This window comes from Novosphingobium marinum, from assembly GCF_013408095.1.
In the GTDB taxonomy this organism is placed as follows: Bacteria; Pseudomonadota; Alphaproteobacteria; order Sphingomonadales; family Sphingomonadaceae; genus Novosphingobium; species Novosphingobium marinum.
Genome location: NZ_JACBZF010000005.1, coordinates 112,298 through 127,988 on the forward strand (window position 1 = coordinate 112,298; position 15,691 = coordinate 127,988).

The 15,691-nt window shown below is 64.0% G+C and carries 13 protein-coding genes and 1 tRNA gene; 6 read left to right on the forward strand and 8 right to left on the reverse strand.

Annotated elements, in window-relative coordinates; translation table 11 throughout:
• Positions 1-22 precede the first annotated feature (22 nt).
• Together FHS75_RS13635 and FHS75_RS13640 are read right to left on the reverse strand one after the other, a co-directional pair.
• On the reverse strand, positions 23-1,270 hold the full coding sequence (locus tag FHS75_RS13635) for a dihydroorotase (protein ID WP_179408252.1): 1,248 nt from the start codon (positions 1,268-1,270) through the stop codon (positions 23-25).
• Positions 1,267-2,247, reverse strand: coding sequence for an aspartate carbamoyltransferase catalytic subunit (locus FHS75_RS13640; RefSeq protein ID WP_179408253.1), 981 nt, complete (start codon positions 2,245-2,247; stop codon positions 1,267-1,269). The genes FHS75_RS13635 and FHS75_RS13640 overlap by 4 nt, the downstream gene beginning before the upstream one ends.
• Positions 2,248-2,342: 95 nt before the next feature.
• Here FHS75_RS13640 and sppA point away from each other — a divergent pair, with 95 nt between their 5' ends.
• On the forward strand, positions 2,343-4,226 hold the full coding sequence (gene sppA / locus FHS75_RS13645) for a signal peptide peptidase SppA (RefSeq protein WP_179408254.1): 1,884 nt from the start codon (positions 2,343-2,345) through the stop codon (positions 4,224-4,226).
• On the opposite strand, the gene FHS75_RS13650 is transcribed toward sppA, so the two are convergent.
• The gene (locus FHS75_RS13650) at positions 4,223-4,396 is read right to left on the reverse strand and encodes a hypothetical protein (protein ID WP_179408255.1); all 174 of its coding nucleotides are present in this window, start codon (positions 4,394-4,396) and stop codon (positions 4,223-4,225) included. The genes sppA and FHS75_RS13650 overlap by 4 nt on opposite strands.
• A gap of 138 nt (positions 4,397-4,534) precedes the next feature.
• Here FHS75_RS13650 and FHS75_RS13655 point away from each other — a divergent pair.
• From FHS75_RS13655 to clpX, 4 genes are all read left to right on the forward strand, one after another.
• Positions 4,535-4,620 (forward strand) — tRNA-Leu (locus FHS75_RS13655).
• 56 nt (positions 4,621-4,676) lie between these two features.
• Positions 4,677-6,329, forward strand: a complete 1,653-nt coding sequence (gene tig / locus FHS75_RS13660; protein WP_179408256.1) for a trigger factor — start codon at positions 4,677-4,679, stop codon at positions 6,327-6,329.
• A 150-nt stretch (positions 6,330-6,479) separates the two neighbouring features.
• Entirely contained in the window at positions 6,480-7,181 is a 702-nt protein-coding gene (gene clpP / locus FHS75_RS13665) for an ATP-dependent Clp endopeptidase proteolytic subunit ClpP (RefSeq protein WP_179408257.1), read from the forward strand.
• A 116-nt stretch (positions 7,182-7,297) separates the two neighbouring features.
• The gene (gene clpX / locus FHS75_RS13670) at positions 7,298-8,554 is read left to right on the forward strand and encodes an ATP-dependent Clp protease ATP-binding subunit ClpX (RefSeq protein WP_179408258.1); all 1,257 of its coding nucleotides are present in this window, start codon (positions 7,298-7,300) and stop codon (positions 8,552-8,554) included.
• 86 nt (positions 8,555-8,640) lie between these two features.
• On the opposite strand, the gene FHS75_RS13675 is transcribed toward clpX, so the two are convergent.
• Positions 8,641-9,567 carry a cation diffusion facilitator family transporter gene (locus tag FHS75_RS13675; protein ID WP_179408427.1) on the reverse strand — a complete coding sequence of 309 codons (927 nt, stop codon included), beginning with the start codon at positions 9,565-9,567 and terminating at the stop codon, positions 8,641-8,643.
• 344 nt (positions 9,568-9,911) lie between these two features.
• On the opposite strand from FHS75_RS13675, the gene FHS75_RS13680 reads away from it, so the two are divergent.
• The gene (locus FHS75_RS13680) at positions 9,912-12,353 is read left to right on the forward strand and encodes a TonB-dependent receptor (protein ID WP_179408259.1); all 2,442 of its coding nucleotides are present in this window, start codon (positions 9,912-9,914) and stop codon (positions 12,351-12,353) included.
• 79 nt (positions 12,354-12,432) lie between these two features.
• Here FHS75_RS13680 and mtgA read toward each other — a convergent pair whose 3' ends face one another.
• The 4 genes from mtgA to FHS75_RS13700 form a co-directional block, all read right to left on the reverse strand.
• Positions 12,433-13,137 (reverse strand): monofunctional biosynthetic peptidoglycan transglycosylase, encoded by a 705-nt coding sequence (gene mtgA, locus FHS75_RS13685; protein WP_179408260.1) that lies wholly within the window; start codon positions 13,135-13,137, stop codon positions 12,433-12,435.
• Between the two features lie 94 nt (positions 13,138-13,231).
• Entirely contained in the window at positions 13,232-13,630 is a 399-nt protein-coding gene (locus FHS75_RS13690; RefSeq protein ID WP_179408261.1) for a hypothetical protein, read from the reverse strand.
• A 100-nt stretch (positions 13,631-13,730) separates the two neighbouring features.
• The gene (rpoH, locus tag FHS75_RS13695) at positions 13,731-14,633 is read right to left on the reverse strand and encodes an RNA polymerase sigma factor RpoH (RefSeq protein ID WP_179408262.1); all 903 of its coding nucleotides are present in this window, start codon (positions 14,631-14,633) and stop codon (positions 13,731-13,733) included.
• 100 nt (positions 14,634-14,733) lie between these two features.
• On the reverse strand, positions 14,734-15,678 hold the full coding sequence (locus FHS75_RS13700; RefSeq protein ID WP_179408263.1) for an RluA family pseudouridine synthase: 945 nt from the start codon (positions 15,676-15,678) through the stop codon (positions 14,734-14,736).
• Positions 15,679-15,691 lie beyond the last annotated feature (13 nt).

The following is a 15,691-nucleotide window of genomic DNA, read 5'->3' on the forward strand; positions in this document are numbered from 1 at the left end:
ACAAAGGAGGCAGTGCGTTCGCCTAGCCCGCTTGCTTGACGCCGACGCGCATGCCGCCCTTGAAGACAGCGACCGCGCGACCCTGCACGGGCTGGCGGTCGAACGGGGTATTCCCTGCGCTTGCTTCCATCTCGCGCGAATCGACGATCCACGGGCGGTCGCGGTCGATCACCGCGATGTCCGCTTCCGCACCGACTTCGAGAACACCGGCCTCGACGCCGAGCAGTTCGGCGGGTTTGGCGGCGAGCAGCGAGAAGGCGCGCGCAAGGTCAATGACCTCCTCGCGCACGAGATTCATGGTAAGCGGGAGGAGCGTCTCCGCCCCCGCCATGCCCGGAGCGGCATCGGCGAACGGCAGGCGTTTCTCCTCCGGTCCGCGCGGATCGTGTCCGGACGATATGACGTCGATCGTGCCGTCAGCGATGGCGCGGCGCACGGCCTTGCGGTCATCCTCGCTGCGCAGCGGCGGCTGCAACCGCGCGAATGTCCGGAAGTCGGCGGTCGCGAGGTCCGACAGCATGAAATAGGCAGGCGACACCCCCGCGGTTACCGGCAGACCGCGATCCTTCGCCGCTCGGACGAGGTCAAGGCCTCCCGCAGTCGTCACCTTGTTGAAGTGAATGCGCGCGCCGGCCATTTCGGCGAGCGCGACATCGCGAGCGATGGCCAGCGCCTCGGCTTCGGGCGGCGCTGCCGGCAGCCCCAGCCGCGTCGCGATCTCCCCGGCGGTCGCGACGGCATTGCCCGCAAGGCCTCCGTCCTCGGCATGGCAGAAAACGACGAGATCGAGCATTGCGGCATATTGCAGGACGCGCAGCATCGTGCCCGAATCGGCGATCCATTGCCTCCCTGTCGCGATGGCCCTGGCACCCGCATCGCACATCAGTGCGAACTCGGCGAGTTCGATGCCCTCGAGGCCGCGCGTCGCCGCGGCGAGCGGGTGGACCCAGAAGTCCGGCTTGCCCGACTGCGCCGCGAACCGGACGCGGGCGGGGTGGTCAAGCGGCGGAGATTGATCGGGCATCAGGCCGGCGCGGCTGATGCCGCCGAAGTGGAATGCAGGCTTGTCGATCGCGAACGCGGCAAGGTCGACGATGCCGGGCGCGACGATCAGGCCCTTCGCGTCGTAGACAACGTCGTCCGGCTGCGGCGCGACATCGCCCACCGCGACGATGCGGCCGTCCTCGCAACGGACCGCTCCGGCGACCGGCTCGCCCGAGCGGCCGACAATCCGTCCGTTCACGACGGTAAGCGGCGGCCCGACGCTCATTGCCAGCCTTCGGTGCCGCGCACCTTGCGCGTCAGCACGTCGAGGCAGGCCATGCGGATGGCGACGCCCATTTCGACTTGCCGGATGATTGCCGAGCGATCGGCCATATCGGCGACATTGCTGTCGATCTCTATGCCCCGGTTCATCGGTCCCGGATGCATGACCAGCGCATCTTCGCGCGCCCTGACGAGCCGCTCCTGCGTCAGTCCGTAAAGGTGCCGGTACTCGCGCGGGGAGGGGATGAACTGGCCGGTCATCCGTTCCATCTGGAGCCGCAGCATCATCACCACGTCGGCGCCGTCGAGAGCCTTGTCGAAATCGGTGAAGACGGTGCAGCCCATCGCCTCGATGCCCGACGGTACCAGCGAAGGCGGTGCGCATACCCGGACCTCGGCACCCAGCGCTGCAAGGCAAAGGATGTTCGATCGCGCGACGCGGCTGTGCATCAGGTCTCCGCAGATCACGATGGCGAGGCCGTTGAACTCGCCCTTCGCGGTGCGGATCGTCAGCGCGTCGAGCAGCGCCTGCGTCGGATGTTCGTGCTGGCCGTCCCCGGCATTGAGCACCGGGCAGTCCACCTTGTCGGCGATGAGCTGGACCGCGCCGGAACTGTGATGGCGGATGACGATGGCGTCGGCATGCATGGCATTGAGCGTCGTCGCCGTGTCGATCAGCGTCTCGCCCTTCTTCATGCTCGACTGCGCGACCTGCATGTTGACGACGTCTGCGCCGAGCCGCTTGCCCGCCAGCTCGAAACTGAGCAGCGTGCGCGTCGAGTTCTCGAAGAAAGCGTTGATGATGGTCAGCCCGGACAGCCGGTCGTCGCGTTTCTGCGGCAGGCGGTTGAGGCGAACCCATTGCTCGGCCTCGTCGAGCAGGAACCGGATCTCGTGAGAGGCAAGGCCTGCGATGCCGACAAGACCGCGATGCGGAAAGGCCGCGGAGCCTGCCGGGTAAGGAGATGCGGGCGATGCCATCGAAGACAGGGCCTTAGGCGAGCGAGCCGTATCGCTCAAGCACTTTGCCATGCCGGACCGGCGAAGCTAAGGACGCGGGCGAAAGGCGGCATGACATGGTTTTCGCACGCAAGGTATGGGCGGTCCTGGTCGGGGTGAAGGACGCGATGGCGCTCGTCTTCCTCCTGTTGTTCTTCCTCGCGCTCTACGCAGTGCTCACCGCGCGCCCGGGGCCGGGACAGGTCATCGAAGGCGCGATGCTGTTCGGCCTCGACGGCGTGGTGGTCGAGGAACCGGCAATCCCCGACCCGATCACGCAGCTCGTGTCGCGGCAGGCGCCGGTCGCCGAATATCGCGCGCGGGACATCGTCCGGGCATTGCGCGGGGCGGTGGGCGACGACGCGGTCAAGGTCGTCGTTTTCGACCTGTCCCGCTTCATGGGCGGCGGGCTCGTGCATATGCAGGAAATCGGCGCGGCGATGGACGAGGTGCGCGAGGCCGGCAAGCCGGTGCTGACCTATGCCACCGCGTATGTCGACGACGGCATCCTGCTGGCCGCGCATTCCAGCGAGGCCTGGGTCGATCCGCTCGGCGGTGCGCTCGTCTCCGGTCCCGGCGGTGAGCGGCTCTACTACGCCGGGCTGCTCGAAAAGCTGAAAGTCGATGCCAACGTCTACCGTGTCGGCACGTTCAAGAGCGCGGTCGAGCCGTACATGCGCAGCGATGCCTCGCCCGAGGCGAAGGAAGCGTATCGCTCGCTATACGCGGCGATGTGGGACGCATGGAAAGGCGATGTCGAGCGCGTCCGCCCCAAGGCGCAGGTCGAGCGCGCGGCGCTCGATCCGGTCGCGTGGCTCGAGGAAGCAGGCGGCGATGGCGCGCGCGCGGCGGTCGCGGCAGGGCTGGCCGACAAGACCGGCACCTGGGTCCAGTTCGGCGAGCGCGTGGCGGAACTGGCGGGCGAGGATGAATTCGACGAGACGCCGGGCAGCTTCGCGCATACGCCTTTCGGCACCTGGCTTTCGGTGAACGCGCCGGAGACGCCGGGCAAGGCAATCGGTGTCGTCACCGTCGCAGGCGAGATCGTCGATGGCGACGCGGGGCCGGGAATCGCTGGAGGGGAACGCATCGGCCGCCTGCTCGACGATGCACTCGACCGGGATTTCGCCGCCCTCGTGGTTCGCGTCGATTCGCCTGGCGGCTCGATCATGGCATCGGAGCGCATCCGCGACGCGATCCTGCGCTACAAGGCGCGCGACATCCCGGTGGTCGTGTCGATGGCGAATGTCGCGGCAAGCGGCGGCTACTGGGTCTCGACCCCCGCTTCGCGCATCTTCGCCGAGCCGGGCACGATCACCGGGTCGATCGGCGTCTTCGCGGTCGTGCCCACGTTCGAGCGGGCCTTGCAGGACATCGGCGTAAACAGCGACGGGGTGCGCACCACGCCGCTTTCCGGCCAGCCGGACCTGCTGGGAGGCTTTACGCCCGAGGTTGGCCCGATGATCCAGGCCTACATCGAAGACAGCTATCGCCGGTTCCTCACGCTCGTTGCGAAATCGCGCGGGATGACCGCCGAGCGCACCGATACGGTGGCGCAGGGCAGGCCGTGGGACGGGGGCACCGCGCGGCAGCTGGGCCTCGTCGATGAGTTCGGCGGCCTGGATGAGGCGCTGGCGCACGCGGCGAAAGTCGCCGGGCTGGACGATGGCGACTGGCATCCCGTCTTCCTCGACGGCGGCGAGCCGACCTGGCTGGCCATTTTCGAGAGCCTCGACAACAGGCGCACGGCCCGGCGCCCGACCGGCCGGGACTTCGCCGCGCTTGCCGCCGACCGGCAGATGTCCGTGCTCGATCGGGTCGCGCGCGACGTCGACCGGTTGCTTGCGACGCGCGGCGCACAGGCCTACTGCCTGGAATGCCCGCCCGAACCCGCGGCAACCGCCAGGCGCGAGCGAACCGGACTTGTCGACCTCCTGCTTGCGAGGTTCGCCGGCTCCTAGAGCGGAGGCGGAGTTTCGTCCGGACCGCGACCGGGATCGTCGAAGTCCGGTGGAATTCCGGGAGTTTCGTCCGGGGGCGCGGTCGGACCCGGCTCGCTGGGCAGGGGCGGTGTTTCGGGAGGCGATACCGGCTCGATGCGATCCGGAGCGGGGTCGGGTTGGGTAGCCATGCGGCCGTCCTTTCTGGAGCCCGTCTATTCGGGCATCAGGCAGTACGTGGGAACGCGAAACGCACGGTGCAAGCCGTTGCGCTTGCCCTTTTGCGCGGGTGCTTATAAGGGCGCTCGTTCGATATTCGGGCTTCGTCTGCGGGCGTGGCGGAACTGGTAGACGCGCCAGATTTAGGTTCTGGTATCTTCGTGATGTGGGGGTTCGAGTCCCTTCGCCCGCACCAGTTCTCGCCGCCGGGCGGACGGAGCGTAACGCCGTATCCATGGAAGGCCCATTGCAATGCAGATCGAGGAAACCACCAACGAGGGTTTGAAGCGCGCCTACACGGTGACGATTCCCGCCAAGGACATCTCGCAGAAGATCGAGGGCGAAGTGAAGCGCATTGCGCCGCAGATCCGCATGCCCGGCTTCCGCCCCGGCAAGGTTCCGGCCAATCTCGTCAAGAAGATGCATGGCCCGGCGCTCCACCAGGAGGCGCTGAACACCTCGATCCGCGAGGCGATGGACAAGCTCGTCAACGAAAAGGAACTGCGGCCCGCGATGCAGCCCGACGTTTCGCTGGGCGAGGGCTACGAGGAAGGCAAGGACGCCGAGCTCAACGTTAGCCTCGAAGTGCTACCCAAGATCGACGCGCCCTCGCTCGACGGCCTCAAGCTCGACAAGCTGGTCGTTCTGGTGACCGACGAGCAGCTTGACGAGTCCCTCGAAAAGCTCGCTGGGCAGCAGAAGCGGTTCGAGGACGCTGCGAAGACCCACAAGGCCAAGGAAGGCGACCAGGTGGTCTGCGATTTCGTCGGCAAGCTCGACGGCGAGGAATTCGAGGGCGGCAAGGCCGAGGACCAGGCGATCGAGATCGGCGCAGGCCGCCTCATCCCAGGCTTCGAGGACCAGCTCGTCGGCGCCAAGGCGGGCGAAGAGCGCACGATCACCGTCACTTTCCCCGAGGACTATCCCGCCGAGAACCTGAAGGGCAAGGAAGCGACCTTCGATATCAAGATCCATGCCGTCAAGGTTCCCGGCGAGCAGAAGATCGACGACGAGTTCGCCAAGCAGCTCGGTCTCGACGATCTCGACAAGCTCAAGGAAATCCTGCGCGGCCAGCTCGAGCAGGAAACGCAGGGCCTGACCCGCACCCAGATGAAGCGCGCACTGCTCGACCAGCTTGCCGCCGGCGCGGATTTCGAAGTGCCGCCCTCGATGGTCGATGCCGAGTTCGAGCAGATCTGGGCGCAGCTCCAGCAGGAAGCCGCGCGCGAGGAGGATCCGGAAGCCGCGCTCAAGGAAATCGAGGCGGAAAAGGACGATTACCGCAACATCGCGGTGCGCCGCGTCCGCCTTGGCCTGCTGCTGTCCGAGATCGGCCAGCAGAATGGCGTCGAGGTGACGCAGCAGGAAATGCAGCAGCTGATGATGCAGGCCGCGCAGCAGTACCGCCCCGAAGATCGCGAGCGGTTCTTCGAGTACGTCCAGAACGAGCCGATGGCCGCTGCACAGCTTCGCGCACCGCTTTATGAAGACAAGGTCGTCGATTTCCTGATCGAGAAGGCCGAAGTGACCGAGCGCGAAGTCACGCGCGACGAGCTTCAGGAAGCGATCGAGGCCGATACCGACGAAACCGGCGGCGCCAAGGCGAAGAAGGCTCCGGCCAGGAAGGCTCCCGCAAAGAAGCCGGCGGCCAAAAAGCCGGCGGCAAAGGCCAAGACCCCCGCCAAGGGCGAAGTCGCGGACGAAGCAAAGGACGCCGATGCCGAGGCCAAGGCTCCGGCCAAGAAGGCGGCGACGCGCAAGGCTCCGGCCAGGAAGACCGCGACCGCCAAGAGCGAGGACGGCGAAGCGAAGGCTCCCGCAAAGAAGCCGGCGGCGAAGAAGCCTGCCGCGAAGAAGGCTCCGGCCAAGAAAGCCGCGACCGCCGCTGACGCGGACGAAGGCTGAGGTTCGGACCTCACCTGCAAGGAATTCGAGGCCCGGCCGCAATGCGCGCCGGGCCTTCTTGCAGGCCGCGGCGCCAGGCATTGGGTTAACGCCCTTGAACATCGGCGACCGGAACGCGACATAGGCGAACCAGATCACATGAGGACGCAAATGCTAGACTTGTTCGGCCACTCCGGCTCCCAGGGCAAATTCGAGATCGATCCCGAGACGGGTGCGCTCGTCCCCGTCGTCGTCGAGCAGACGAGCCGAGGCGAGCGCAGCTTCGACATCTTCTCGCGCCTGTTGCGCGAGCGGATCGTCTTCGTGACCGGGCAGGTCGAGGACGGCATGGCCTCGCTGATCGTCGCGCAGTTGCTGTTCCTCGAATCGGAAAATCCGTCGAAGGACATCTCGATGTACATCAACTCGCCGGGCGGCGTGGTGACGGCGGGAATGGCGATCCACGACACGATGCAGTACATCCGGCCGCGCGTCTCGACCGTGTGCATCGGTCAGGCTGCATCGATGGGCAGCTTCCTGCTTGCAGCGGGCGAGCCGGGCATGCGCATCGCGCTTCCCAACGCGCGCATCATGGTCCACCAGCCCTCGGGCGGCGCGCGCGGCATGGCCTCGGACATCGAGATCCAGGCGCGCGAAATCCTGCGCATCCGCAAGCGGATGAACGATCTTTACGTCAAGTACACCGGCAAGAGCCTCGACGCGATCGAGAAGGCGATGGACCGCGACACCTTTCTCGAGGCCGAGGAAGCGCTGGAGTTCGGGATCGTCGACAAGGTCTTCGAGAGCCGCCCGGACGCAGAAAAGCAGGCCGAAAGCGAGCAAAAGGCATCGGACGACAAGTCCAAGGAATAATCAACCCTCGTGCTTCAGCCCCTTGAAAGTTTCGGCGGGTATGAGGCAGGATCGAATTTCGAACACTCCGGGCCACTGGTCCGGCGAGTCGGCCCCGGAGGGGTACGCAACAGAGAATGGCTAAATTGAGCGGATCCGAATCCAAGAGCACCCTGTACTGCAGCTTCTGCGGCAAGTCGCAGCATGAAGTCCGCAAGCTTATCGCAGGACCCACGGTCTTCATCTGCGATGAATGCGTCGAGCTTTGCAACGACATCATCCGCGAAGAGACGAAGGCCGGCATTGCCGGACGCAAGGACGGCGGTGTTCCTTCGCCCAAGGAAATCTGCGAGACGCTGAACGACTACGTGATCGGCCAGAACCGCGCCAAGCGCGTGCTGTCGGTCGCCGTGCACAACCACTACAAGCGCCTGAAGCACAGCGCCAAGGCGGGCGACGTCGAACTTTCGAAGTCGAACATCCTGCTCGTCGGCCCGACCGGCTCGGGCAAGACCCTGCTCGCGCAGACGCTCGCCAAGACGTTCGACGTACCGTTCACGATGGCCGACGCGACCACGCTGACCGAAGCGGGCTACGTCGGCGAGGATGTCGAGAACATCATCCTCAAGCTGCTGCAATCGTCCGACTACAACGTCGAGAAGGCGCAGCACGGCATCGTGTACATCGACGAGATCGACAAGATCAGCCGCAAGGCAGAGAATCCCTCGATCACCCGTGACGTTTCGGGCGAGGGCGTGCAGCAGGCGCTGCTCAAGCTGATGGAAGGCACGACCGCCTCGGTTCCGCCGCAGGGCGGCCGCAAGCATCCGCAGCAGGAGTTCCTGCAGGTCGACACCACGAACATCCTGTTCATCTGCGGCGGTGCGTTCGCGGGACTCGAAAAGATCATCGCGGATCGCCTCCAGAAGCGCTCGATCGGCTTCGGTGCGCATGTCGCCGATCCCGACAAGCGCCGAGTGGGCGAGCTTCTCCAGAAGGCCGAGCCGGAAGATCTCCTGAAGTTCGGTCTCATTCCGGAGTTCGTCGGACGTCTGCCGGTGATCGCTACGCTCGAGGATCTCGACGTCGGTGCGCTCGTCAAGATTCTCAAGGAGCCGAAGAACGCGCTGGTCAAGCAGTACTCGAAGCTCTTCGATCTCGAGGACGTGCAGCTGACCTTCACCGACGATGCGCTCGAAACTATCGCCCAGAGGGCGATCGAGCGCAAAACCGGTGCGCGCGGCCTGCGTTCTATCGTCGAGGGCATCCTGCTCGACACGATGTTCGACCTGCCGACCGAGCAGGGTATCGCCGAAGTCGTCGTCGACGGCGAAGTGGTCGAGGGCCGCAAGGAGCCTGTCCGCGTACTCAAGGGCAAGGAAGAAGCCGCCTGACCATCCCGGCGGCGGGCCGACCCTGAAGACGTTCGAGTATCTAGAGGCTTCGCAGATGGCGGGGCCCTTTCGATGTTGCGGGGAAGTCAGACCCTCTCGTCGCTTTCCAGCGCGCATTCCTTCCCGGAATGTGTCTCGATCTGGATCGTCGGGTGGACGATCCCGAAGCCGTGCTCCAGATCGTGCGCCAGTTCGTGCAGGAACGCGTCTCCCGGATGTCCGCCAGGCATAACGAAATGTGCGGTCAGCGCGGTCTCGGTCGTGCTCATCGGCCATATGTGCCGATCGTGAAGCGCCGATACTCCGGGTCGCGATGCAAGGAACCTGCGCACTTCGTCGATGTCGATGGCATCGGGCACCGCCAGCATCGCCATCTTCGACGAATCGCGCAGAAGTCCCCAACTTCCCCAGGCAATGACGGCAGTGATCAGCAACGACGTGATCGGGTCGATCAGTTGTTCGCCGGTGAGGATGACCGCGATACCCGCAAGGACCACGCCAGCCGACACGGCAGCATCGGCCAGCAGGTGCAGGAAGGCGGCACGAATATTGAGGTCGGACTTGCTGCCCTTGGCGAAGAGCAGGGCAGAGGCCGCGTTGATGACGATACCGATCGCGGCGACGACCACCATGGTCCATCCGGCAACTTCGGGCGGGTCCGAAAAGCGCCGGATCGTCTCGACGAGGATCGCGCCGAGCGCCACCCAGAGCAACGCAGCATTGGCGATCGCTGCCAGGATCGATGAGCTTTTGAGGCCATAGGTGAAGCGTGCACTGGGCGGGCGGGCCGCCAGCACGCTCGCGCCCCATGCGAGAAGGAGCGATAGCACGTCCGAGAGATTGTGCCCGGCATCTGCCAGCAATGCCATCGATCCGCTGGCGAGACCCGCGACTACTTCGGCGATGACGAATGCGACGTTGAGACAGACGGCGATGGCGAACGCGCGTCCGCGAGCGGCGCTGTGACCGTGATTGTGCCCATGGTGGTGACTATGATCGTGACCCGCGCCCATCGTGGGCAGCGTCTCGCACGGGCTGCCGGCACCGGGCAAGCTATGAGGTAACATAACGAAGGTCGGCTCGCAGGCGCAGCATCCGGAGCGTGGCAATTTTGTCGCACTGCCGCAAAGAAAATGGTGGCGTAATATTGTTACACTTCCATGAAATCTTGGATTTACAAGCCTTGCGTCATCGCGAGATTGCGCGAAATGCAAAGCACGCGTCCAATTGCATAGATTGCAACCCACTGTCAGAAAACGGTCATTAAAGGCTGCTCTTAGCAGCCGCAGCAAACCCGGGAGGGGTTTGTCAGCGGGCGAGCAAGTCCGCGCACGAAATTCAAACTCAGGGGTTCCCCATGCGACTTCAAGCATTCCTGACCACCGCTGCCAGCACCCTGGCGCTCGGCATCGCAGCAGCCGCCTCGACCAGCGCCCATGCGCAGTCGACCGGCTCCGTCGAATTCGAAACGGGCGAAATCGTCGTCACCGGCATTTACGAAAGCGCAGTTGGCGGCGTCGAGATTCCCAACACCCCCAAGGCCAAGCAGGTCCTCGACGACGAGATCATCCGTCGCCAGCGTCCCGGTCAGACCGCAAACGACATCGTCAACCTCGTCCCGGGTGTCAGCTTCCAGAACAACGATCCCTGGGGATCCTCGGGCGGTACCTTCACGATCCGCGGGTTCAGCGACGACCGAATCTCGCAGACGCTTGACGGTCTTCCGCTGAACGATTCGGGTAACTACGCCCTCTATACCAACCAGCAGGTCGACCCCGAGATCCTTGCGGAAATCAACGTGAACCTCGGCGTGACCGACGTCGACAGCCCGACCGCCTCGGCGACCGGCGGCACGATCAACCTTCGCACCAAGGTGCCTGAAGACGAATTCAAGCTGACCGCAAGCATCAGCTACGGCAACATCATCGCGCCGGGTGCGGGAGACCGCCCGTACATCCGCGGCTTCGGCATGATCGATACCGGGGACCTTACCGGTATGGGCACCAAGGCATTCTTCTCTGCGAGCTACGTGCGCTACGACAATCCGTTCAACAATTACGGCGTCGTGGACAAGCAGCAGTACAACGGACGGATTTTCCAGGAACTGGGATCCAACGGCGATTTCATCGCAGTTGCGGGCCACTACAACCAGAACCGCAACAATTTCTTCGGTTCGTTCTCGGTCAGCGGGTTCCCGACGACCAAGCGTGGCCGCTACTACGAGATCAACTATCCCTGCACCGTCGACACGCCGACGCCCGGCGTCCGCGACGTCGACAACAATTGCGGCGCCGAATTCGACCGCCGCTACAACCCCTCGAACACGGGCAACATCCGCGGTTCATCGCGCTTCACGCTGATGGACGGCCTGATCCTGACGGTCGATCCGAGCTTCCAGTACGTCAAGGCGAACGGCGGCGGCGACGAGGAGCTTCTCGAGCAGACCCGCTCGTACAACGGCGTGGAATATACCGGCTTCCTGCGGGGTGGTTACTACTTCGGCCGCGACCTGAACGGTGACGGCGACACGCTGGACGAGGTGACGGGGCACGATCCCAGCCAGACCAAGACCCGCCGTTACGGCGTCATCGCCTCGCTGGCCTACGACATCAATCCCGACCACCGCGTGCGCGTCGCCTACACCTGGGACCGCGCGCGTCACCGCCAGACCGGTGCGACATCCGTGGCGCTTCCCAATGGCGAGATCGCGGACGTCTTCCCGATCAACGATCCGCTGGTGACCGCCGATGGTTTCGTCCTCAACAAGCGCAACCGCCTGTCCTACGCGATCCTGCACCAGGTCTCGGGCGAATATCGGGGCAACTTCGGTCCGCTGACGGCAGTCCTCGGCCTGCGCGCGCCTTTCTTCAAGCGCGAGCTGAACCAGTACTGCTATACGACTTCCGCTTCCGGGTTCCTCGACTGCTTCGACAATCAGGACCCGGCGGCCTACGAGGCTGCCAACCCGCGCGCTGCCCCGCCGCAGTCGAGAAGCTACAAGTACGACAAGCTCCTGCCGAACGTGGGCATCGTCTACAATGTGACCGATGACGCATCGATCTTCGCCAATTACGCGAAGGGGCTTTCGGTTCCGGGTACCGATCCGCTGTACGACTCGCTGTTCTTCCCCAACGTCGCCGAAGCGCGTCCCGTCCCCGAGACGACCGACAGCTTCGATGCGGGCGTCCGGTTCCAGACCGGCACCGTGCAGGCGCAGCTTGCCGGCTGGTACACCAAGTACAAGAACCGCCTGGCTTCCGCCTACGACCCGGTGCTCGACGAGACGGTCTACCGGAACCTCGGTTCGGTCGACAAATATGGGATCGACGGGTCGGTAGCGTGGCAGCCGACACCCAACACTTTCCTGTACGTCTTCGGTTCCTGGTACGATTCGGAGATCAAGGAGGACATCCTCACCGCCGATGGCGTGATCCCGACGGGCGGCAAGAAGGAAAGCGGCGCACCGGTGTTCACTCTCGGCGCGCGTGGCGAGGTGACGTTTGGCGATTTCAGCCTGGGCGCGCAGGCCAAGCACACCGGCAAGCGTTACCTCAACGACGCCAACCTTGTGCTCGAACCGCTTGGCCGGACAGCCGACGGCTACACGCTTGTCGACCTCGACCTGCGGTACAAGCTGGCCGAATCGCCGATGGGCGGTGACGTGGCGATACAGCTTAACGTCACCAACCTGTTCGACGAGTTCTACGTGTCGGGCTTCGACGGATCGCTGGACAGCTCGCCGTTCCTGCAGATCGGCGCTCCGCGCGCGTTCAGCGTGGCAATCCTTTTCGGCTACTGAGCTACCGAAAGAGCAAGCGGGTGGCGGCACCCCCGGGTGTCGCCGTTCCGCGTTTCATGGCCGGGAAAAACGGGCCACCTTATTCATACACGCAGGCGTCGAGGCCATCACGGCGCACGACGCCGATGCGCGCGGCGATCGTGTTGGCGTAGCGGCGTGTGAAGCCTGCCGGGTTGCGCACGGCGCGTTTCTTGGGGCTGGGCAGGGCGGCGGCCATGCGCGCCGCCTCGTCGCGCGTCAGCCTGGCGGCGGACTTGTCGAAGTAGCGGTGCGCACCGGCTTCGACCCCGTAGGTGCCGATGCCGGTCTCAGCTACGTTGAGGTAGACCTCGATGATCCGGCGCTTGGTCCAGATCGTCTCGATCAGGAAGGTGAACCAGGCTTCCAGCCCCTTGCGAAGCCAGCGGTCCCAGCCGCTTCCCTGCCAGAGGAAAACGTTCTTGGCGGTCTGCTGGCTGATTGTCGAGCCGCCGCGCAAGCGCCCGCCTTTCGCATTGCGCGCCATCGCCTGTTCGATCGCCTCGCGGTCGAATCCGTCGTGAGAGCAGAACTTTGAATCCTCGGCCCCGATAACGGCGGAGACCATGTTGCGGTCTATCCGCGAAAGCGGTGTCCAGTCCTTGGTGAAACCGTGCTCGTCGAACACCATGGTCGCGGTCAGCGGTGGCGGTACGAAGCGAAACAGCAGGACGAGGCCCACGCTGATCGCCAGGAACCATACGATGAGGCGTGCAAGAAACTGCGTCGCGGAATAAACGCACCCCGGTCTTTTCGCTTTCGCCATGAACTCGGACTAGCCGCTAAGGCGGCATGCAGGCAATGCTGCTGTGTGAGGGACCTTTGCAAGCGGACCGGATCGCCGCCTGCGACTGGCTGAATCAGGAAAAGCGTGCCGGGCCGTTCCGAACCTGCGTCAGCATCTGCCGCATCGCCATGATGACCTTGCGCAGCATTGCATCGAGTTGTTCCATCGTCTTGATATGTCCGATGGGGATGCGCTGGGTCTTGCCACCCGCACTGACCTCGAAATACCCGTTCCGGCCATTGACCGTCATGTCGAAACTCTTCGGCCCCTTGTCGAACTTCGGGGCGGTCTTGGGATCCATGTATCCCTTCTTGAGCAGGTCCTTCTCGAACGCGACCGACTTCTTGAACTTGTCGGTGTTGTCGTAAAGTTCCGCGCCCTTGAACTCCCTGAATGCCTCGGTGATCAGCGGCGAAATCCACGATTCGTTGCCCGTGAACGCGATCTTCGGCTTGGTTGACGGAGTCGGCATGGCCCCGGAGGATAACATCGGAGCGTACACGGTCAATAAAAAGGCCGGCCCGCGATGGTTCGGGGCCGGCCAATAGCCTGAATTACTTTGCGACTTTCGTTCAGGTCGCGGCGATGAGCCGCCTGTCGGTGGCAATGTTCTTCATCGCCTTCTGAAGCTTTTCGAAAGCACGAACCTCGATCTGGCGGACGCGTTCGCGACTGACCTTGTAGACCTGGCTAAGCTCCTCGAGCGTCTTGGGATCCTCGGTCAGGCGGCGCTCGGTCAGGATGTCGCGCTCGCGCTCGTTAAGGCCGTCCATTGCCTCCACGAGCATGTCGTGGCGGACGGTCTTTTCCTCGGCCTCGGCGACGATCTCATCCTGCAGCGGATTGTCATCCTGCAGGATGTCCATCCACTGGCCTTCGCCTTCCTCGCGCAGCGATACGTTGAGCGAAGCGTCGCCGCCCATCATCATCCGGCGGTTCATGTTGACGACTTCGGTTTCGGAAACGCCGAGATCGGTCGCGATCTTCTTCACATCGTCGGGATGAAGGTCGGAATCCTCGTAGGCGTCGAGGTTCTTCTTCATCCGGCGCAGGTTGAAGAACAGCTTCTTCTGGGCGGCGGTGGTGCCCATCTTCACGAGGCTCCACGAGCGCAGGATGAATTCCTGGATCGAGGCCTTGATCCACCACATGGCATAGGTCGCCAACCGGAACCCGCGATCGGGTTCGAACTTCTTGACGCCTTGCATGAGGCCGATGTTGCCTTCGGAGATGAGTTCGGAGACGGGGAGGCCGTAGCCGCGATAGCCCATCGCGATCTTCGCGACGAGGCGAAGGTGGCTGGTCACCAGTTGCGCGGCAGCATCGGGATCCTCGTGTTCCTTGTAGCGCTTGGCGAGCATGTATTCCTGCTCGGGCGCGAGAATCGGGAATTTCTTGATCTCCGAGAGATAGCGATTGAGGCTATGTTCGCCGCCCAAAGCTGGCACGGCCGGGAGATTGCGCTGGTTGCTCACTTTTCCTACCTGTCCTTTCAATCGTCGACCGACTCTTGAAGACCCATGCTTGGCATCTTAAATCGCGGTCACCTTCACAATATACACCAAAAAACCGATTTCAGTTCCGTAAATCGTCTATGAGTGCCTGCATATCCGCAGGCATCGCGCTGTCGAAATGCAGCCTTTCCCTACTAACGGGGTGAACAAGGCCGAGTTCCGCTGCATGCAGCGCCTGTCGACGAAACGCGAGGGTTTTGAGGATCGGCCGAAACCGGGATGGTGTGCGTCCATAGTTCGGATCCCCCAATAGCGGATGCCCGATTGACGACATGTGAACACGAACCTGGTGGGTTCGCCCGGTTTCCAGCCGGCATTCCAGAAGCGCCGCATCACCCAGTGTTTCGAGTGTTTTGTAGTGCGTAACCGCATGCTTGCCGCGCCCGTCCTCCACCATCGCCATCTTCTTGCGATCATGCGACGAGCGGGCGATGGCGCCGGTTACGGTTCCGGCAGCGGGGGTCGGCCTGCCGGAGACGATCGCGCGATAGGCGCGCTCGATCGAATGGTCGGCGAACTGGGATGCCAGGCCTTCGTGCGCGGCGTCGGTCTTGGCGACGACGAGCAGGCCGGACGTATCCTTGTCGATGCGGTGGACGATTCCGGGGCGCGCAACCCCTCCGATCCCGGATAGCTGGCCGTGGCAATGATGAAGCAGCGCATTGACCAGTGTCCCGTCCGGATTTCCCGCGGCGGGATGGACGACCAGCCCGGCAGGCTTGTCGACCACGATGAGATGCTCGTCCTCGAAAACAACGTCCAGCGGAATGTCCTGCGCCTTCGCCTCGGCGGGCACCGCTTCCGGCACGCGAATGGCGAACGAGGTGCCGGTAGCCGGTTTCAGCGACGCCTGCCCGACAGTCCTGCCCGCAAGCATGATGCGACCCTCGCCGAGCAAGGCCTTGATCCGTTCGCGCGAGAGGTTGGTGGCCAGCGCCAGCGCCTTGTCCAGGCGTTCGCCGTCCGAGGAAATTTTCCCTTCGATGATGCGTTCCCCCGTCCCCATGACTATGATGTGG

Bases quoted from the DNA above. Each gene is read 5' to 3' on its own strand.
- FHS75_RS13635 (WP_179408252.1), bottom strand. From the start codon at position 1,270: ATGAGCGTCGGGCCGCCGCTTACCGTCGTGAACGGACGGATTGTCGGC.
- FHS75_RS13640 (WP_179408253.1), bottom strand. From the start codon at position 2,247: ATGGCATCGCCCGCATCTCCTTACCCGGCAGGCTCCGCGGCCTTTCCG.
- sppA (WP_179408254.1), top strand. From the start codon at position 2,343: ATGGTTTTCGCACGCAAGGTATGGGCGGTCCTGGTCGGGGTGAAGGAC.
- FHS75_RS13650 (WP_179408255.1), bottom strand. From the start codon at position 4,396: ATGGCTACCCAACCCGACCCCGCTCCGGATCGCATCGAGCCGGTATCG.
- tig (WP_179408256.1), top strand. From the start codon at position 4,677: ATGCAGATCGAGGAAACCACCAACGAGGGTTTGAAGCGCGCCTACACG.
- clpP (WP_179408257.1), top strand. From the start codon at position 6,480: ATGCTAGACTTGTTCGGCCACTCCGGCTCCCAGGGCAAATTCGAGATC.
- clpX (WP_179408258.1), top strand. From the start codon at position 7,298: ATGGCTAAATTGAGCGGATCCGAATCCAAGAGCACCCTGTACTGCAGC.
- FHS75_RS13675 (WP_179408427.1), bottom strand. From the start codon at position 9,567: ATGGGCGCGGGTCACGATCATAGTCACCACCATGGGCACAATCACGGT.
- FHS75_RS13680 (WP_179408259.1), top strand. From the start codon at position 9,912: ATGCGACTTCAAGCATTCCTGACCACCGCTGCCAGCACCCTGGCGCTC.
- mtgA (WP_179408260.1), bottom strand. From the start codon at position 13,137: ATGGCGAAAGCGAAAAGACCGGGGTGCGTTTATTCCGCGACGCAGTTT.
- FHS75_RS13690 (WP_179408261.1), bottom strand. From the start codon at position 13,630: ATGCCGACTCCGTCAACCAAGCCGAAGATCGCGTTCACGGGCAACGAA.
- FHS75_RS13700 (WP_179408263.1), bottom strand. From the start codon at position 15,678: ATGGGGACGGGGGAACGCATCATCGAAGGGAAAATTTCCTCGGACGGC.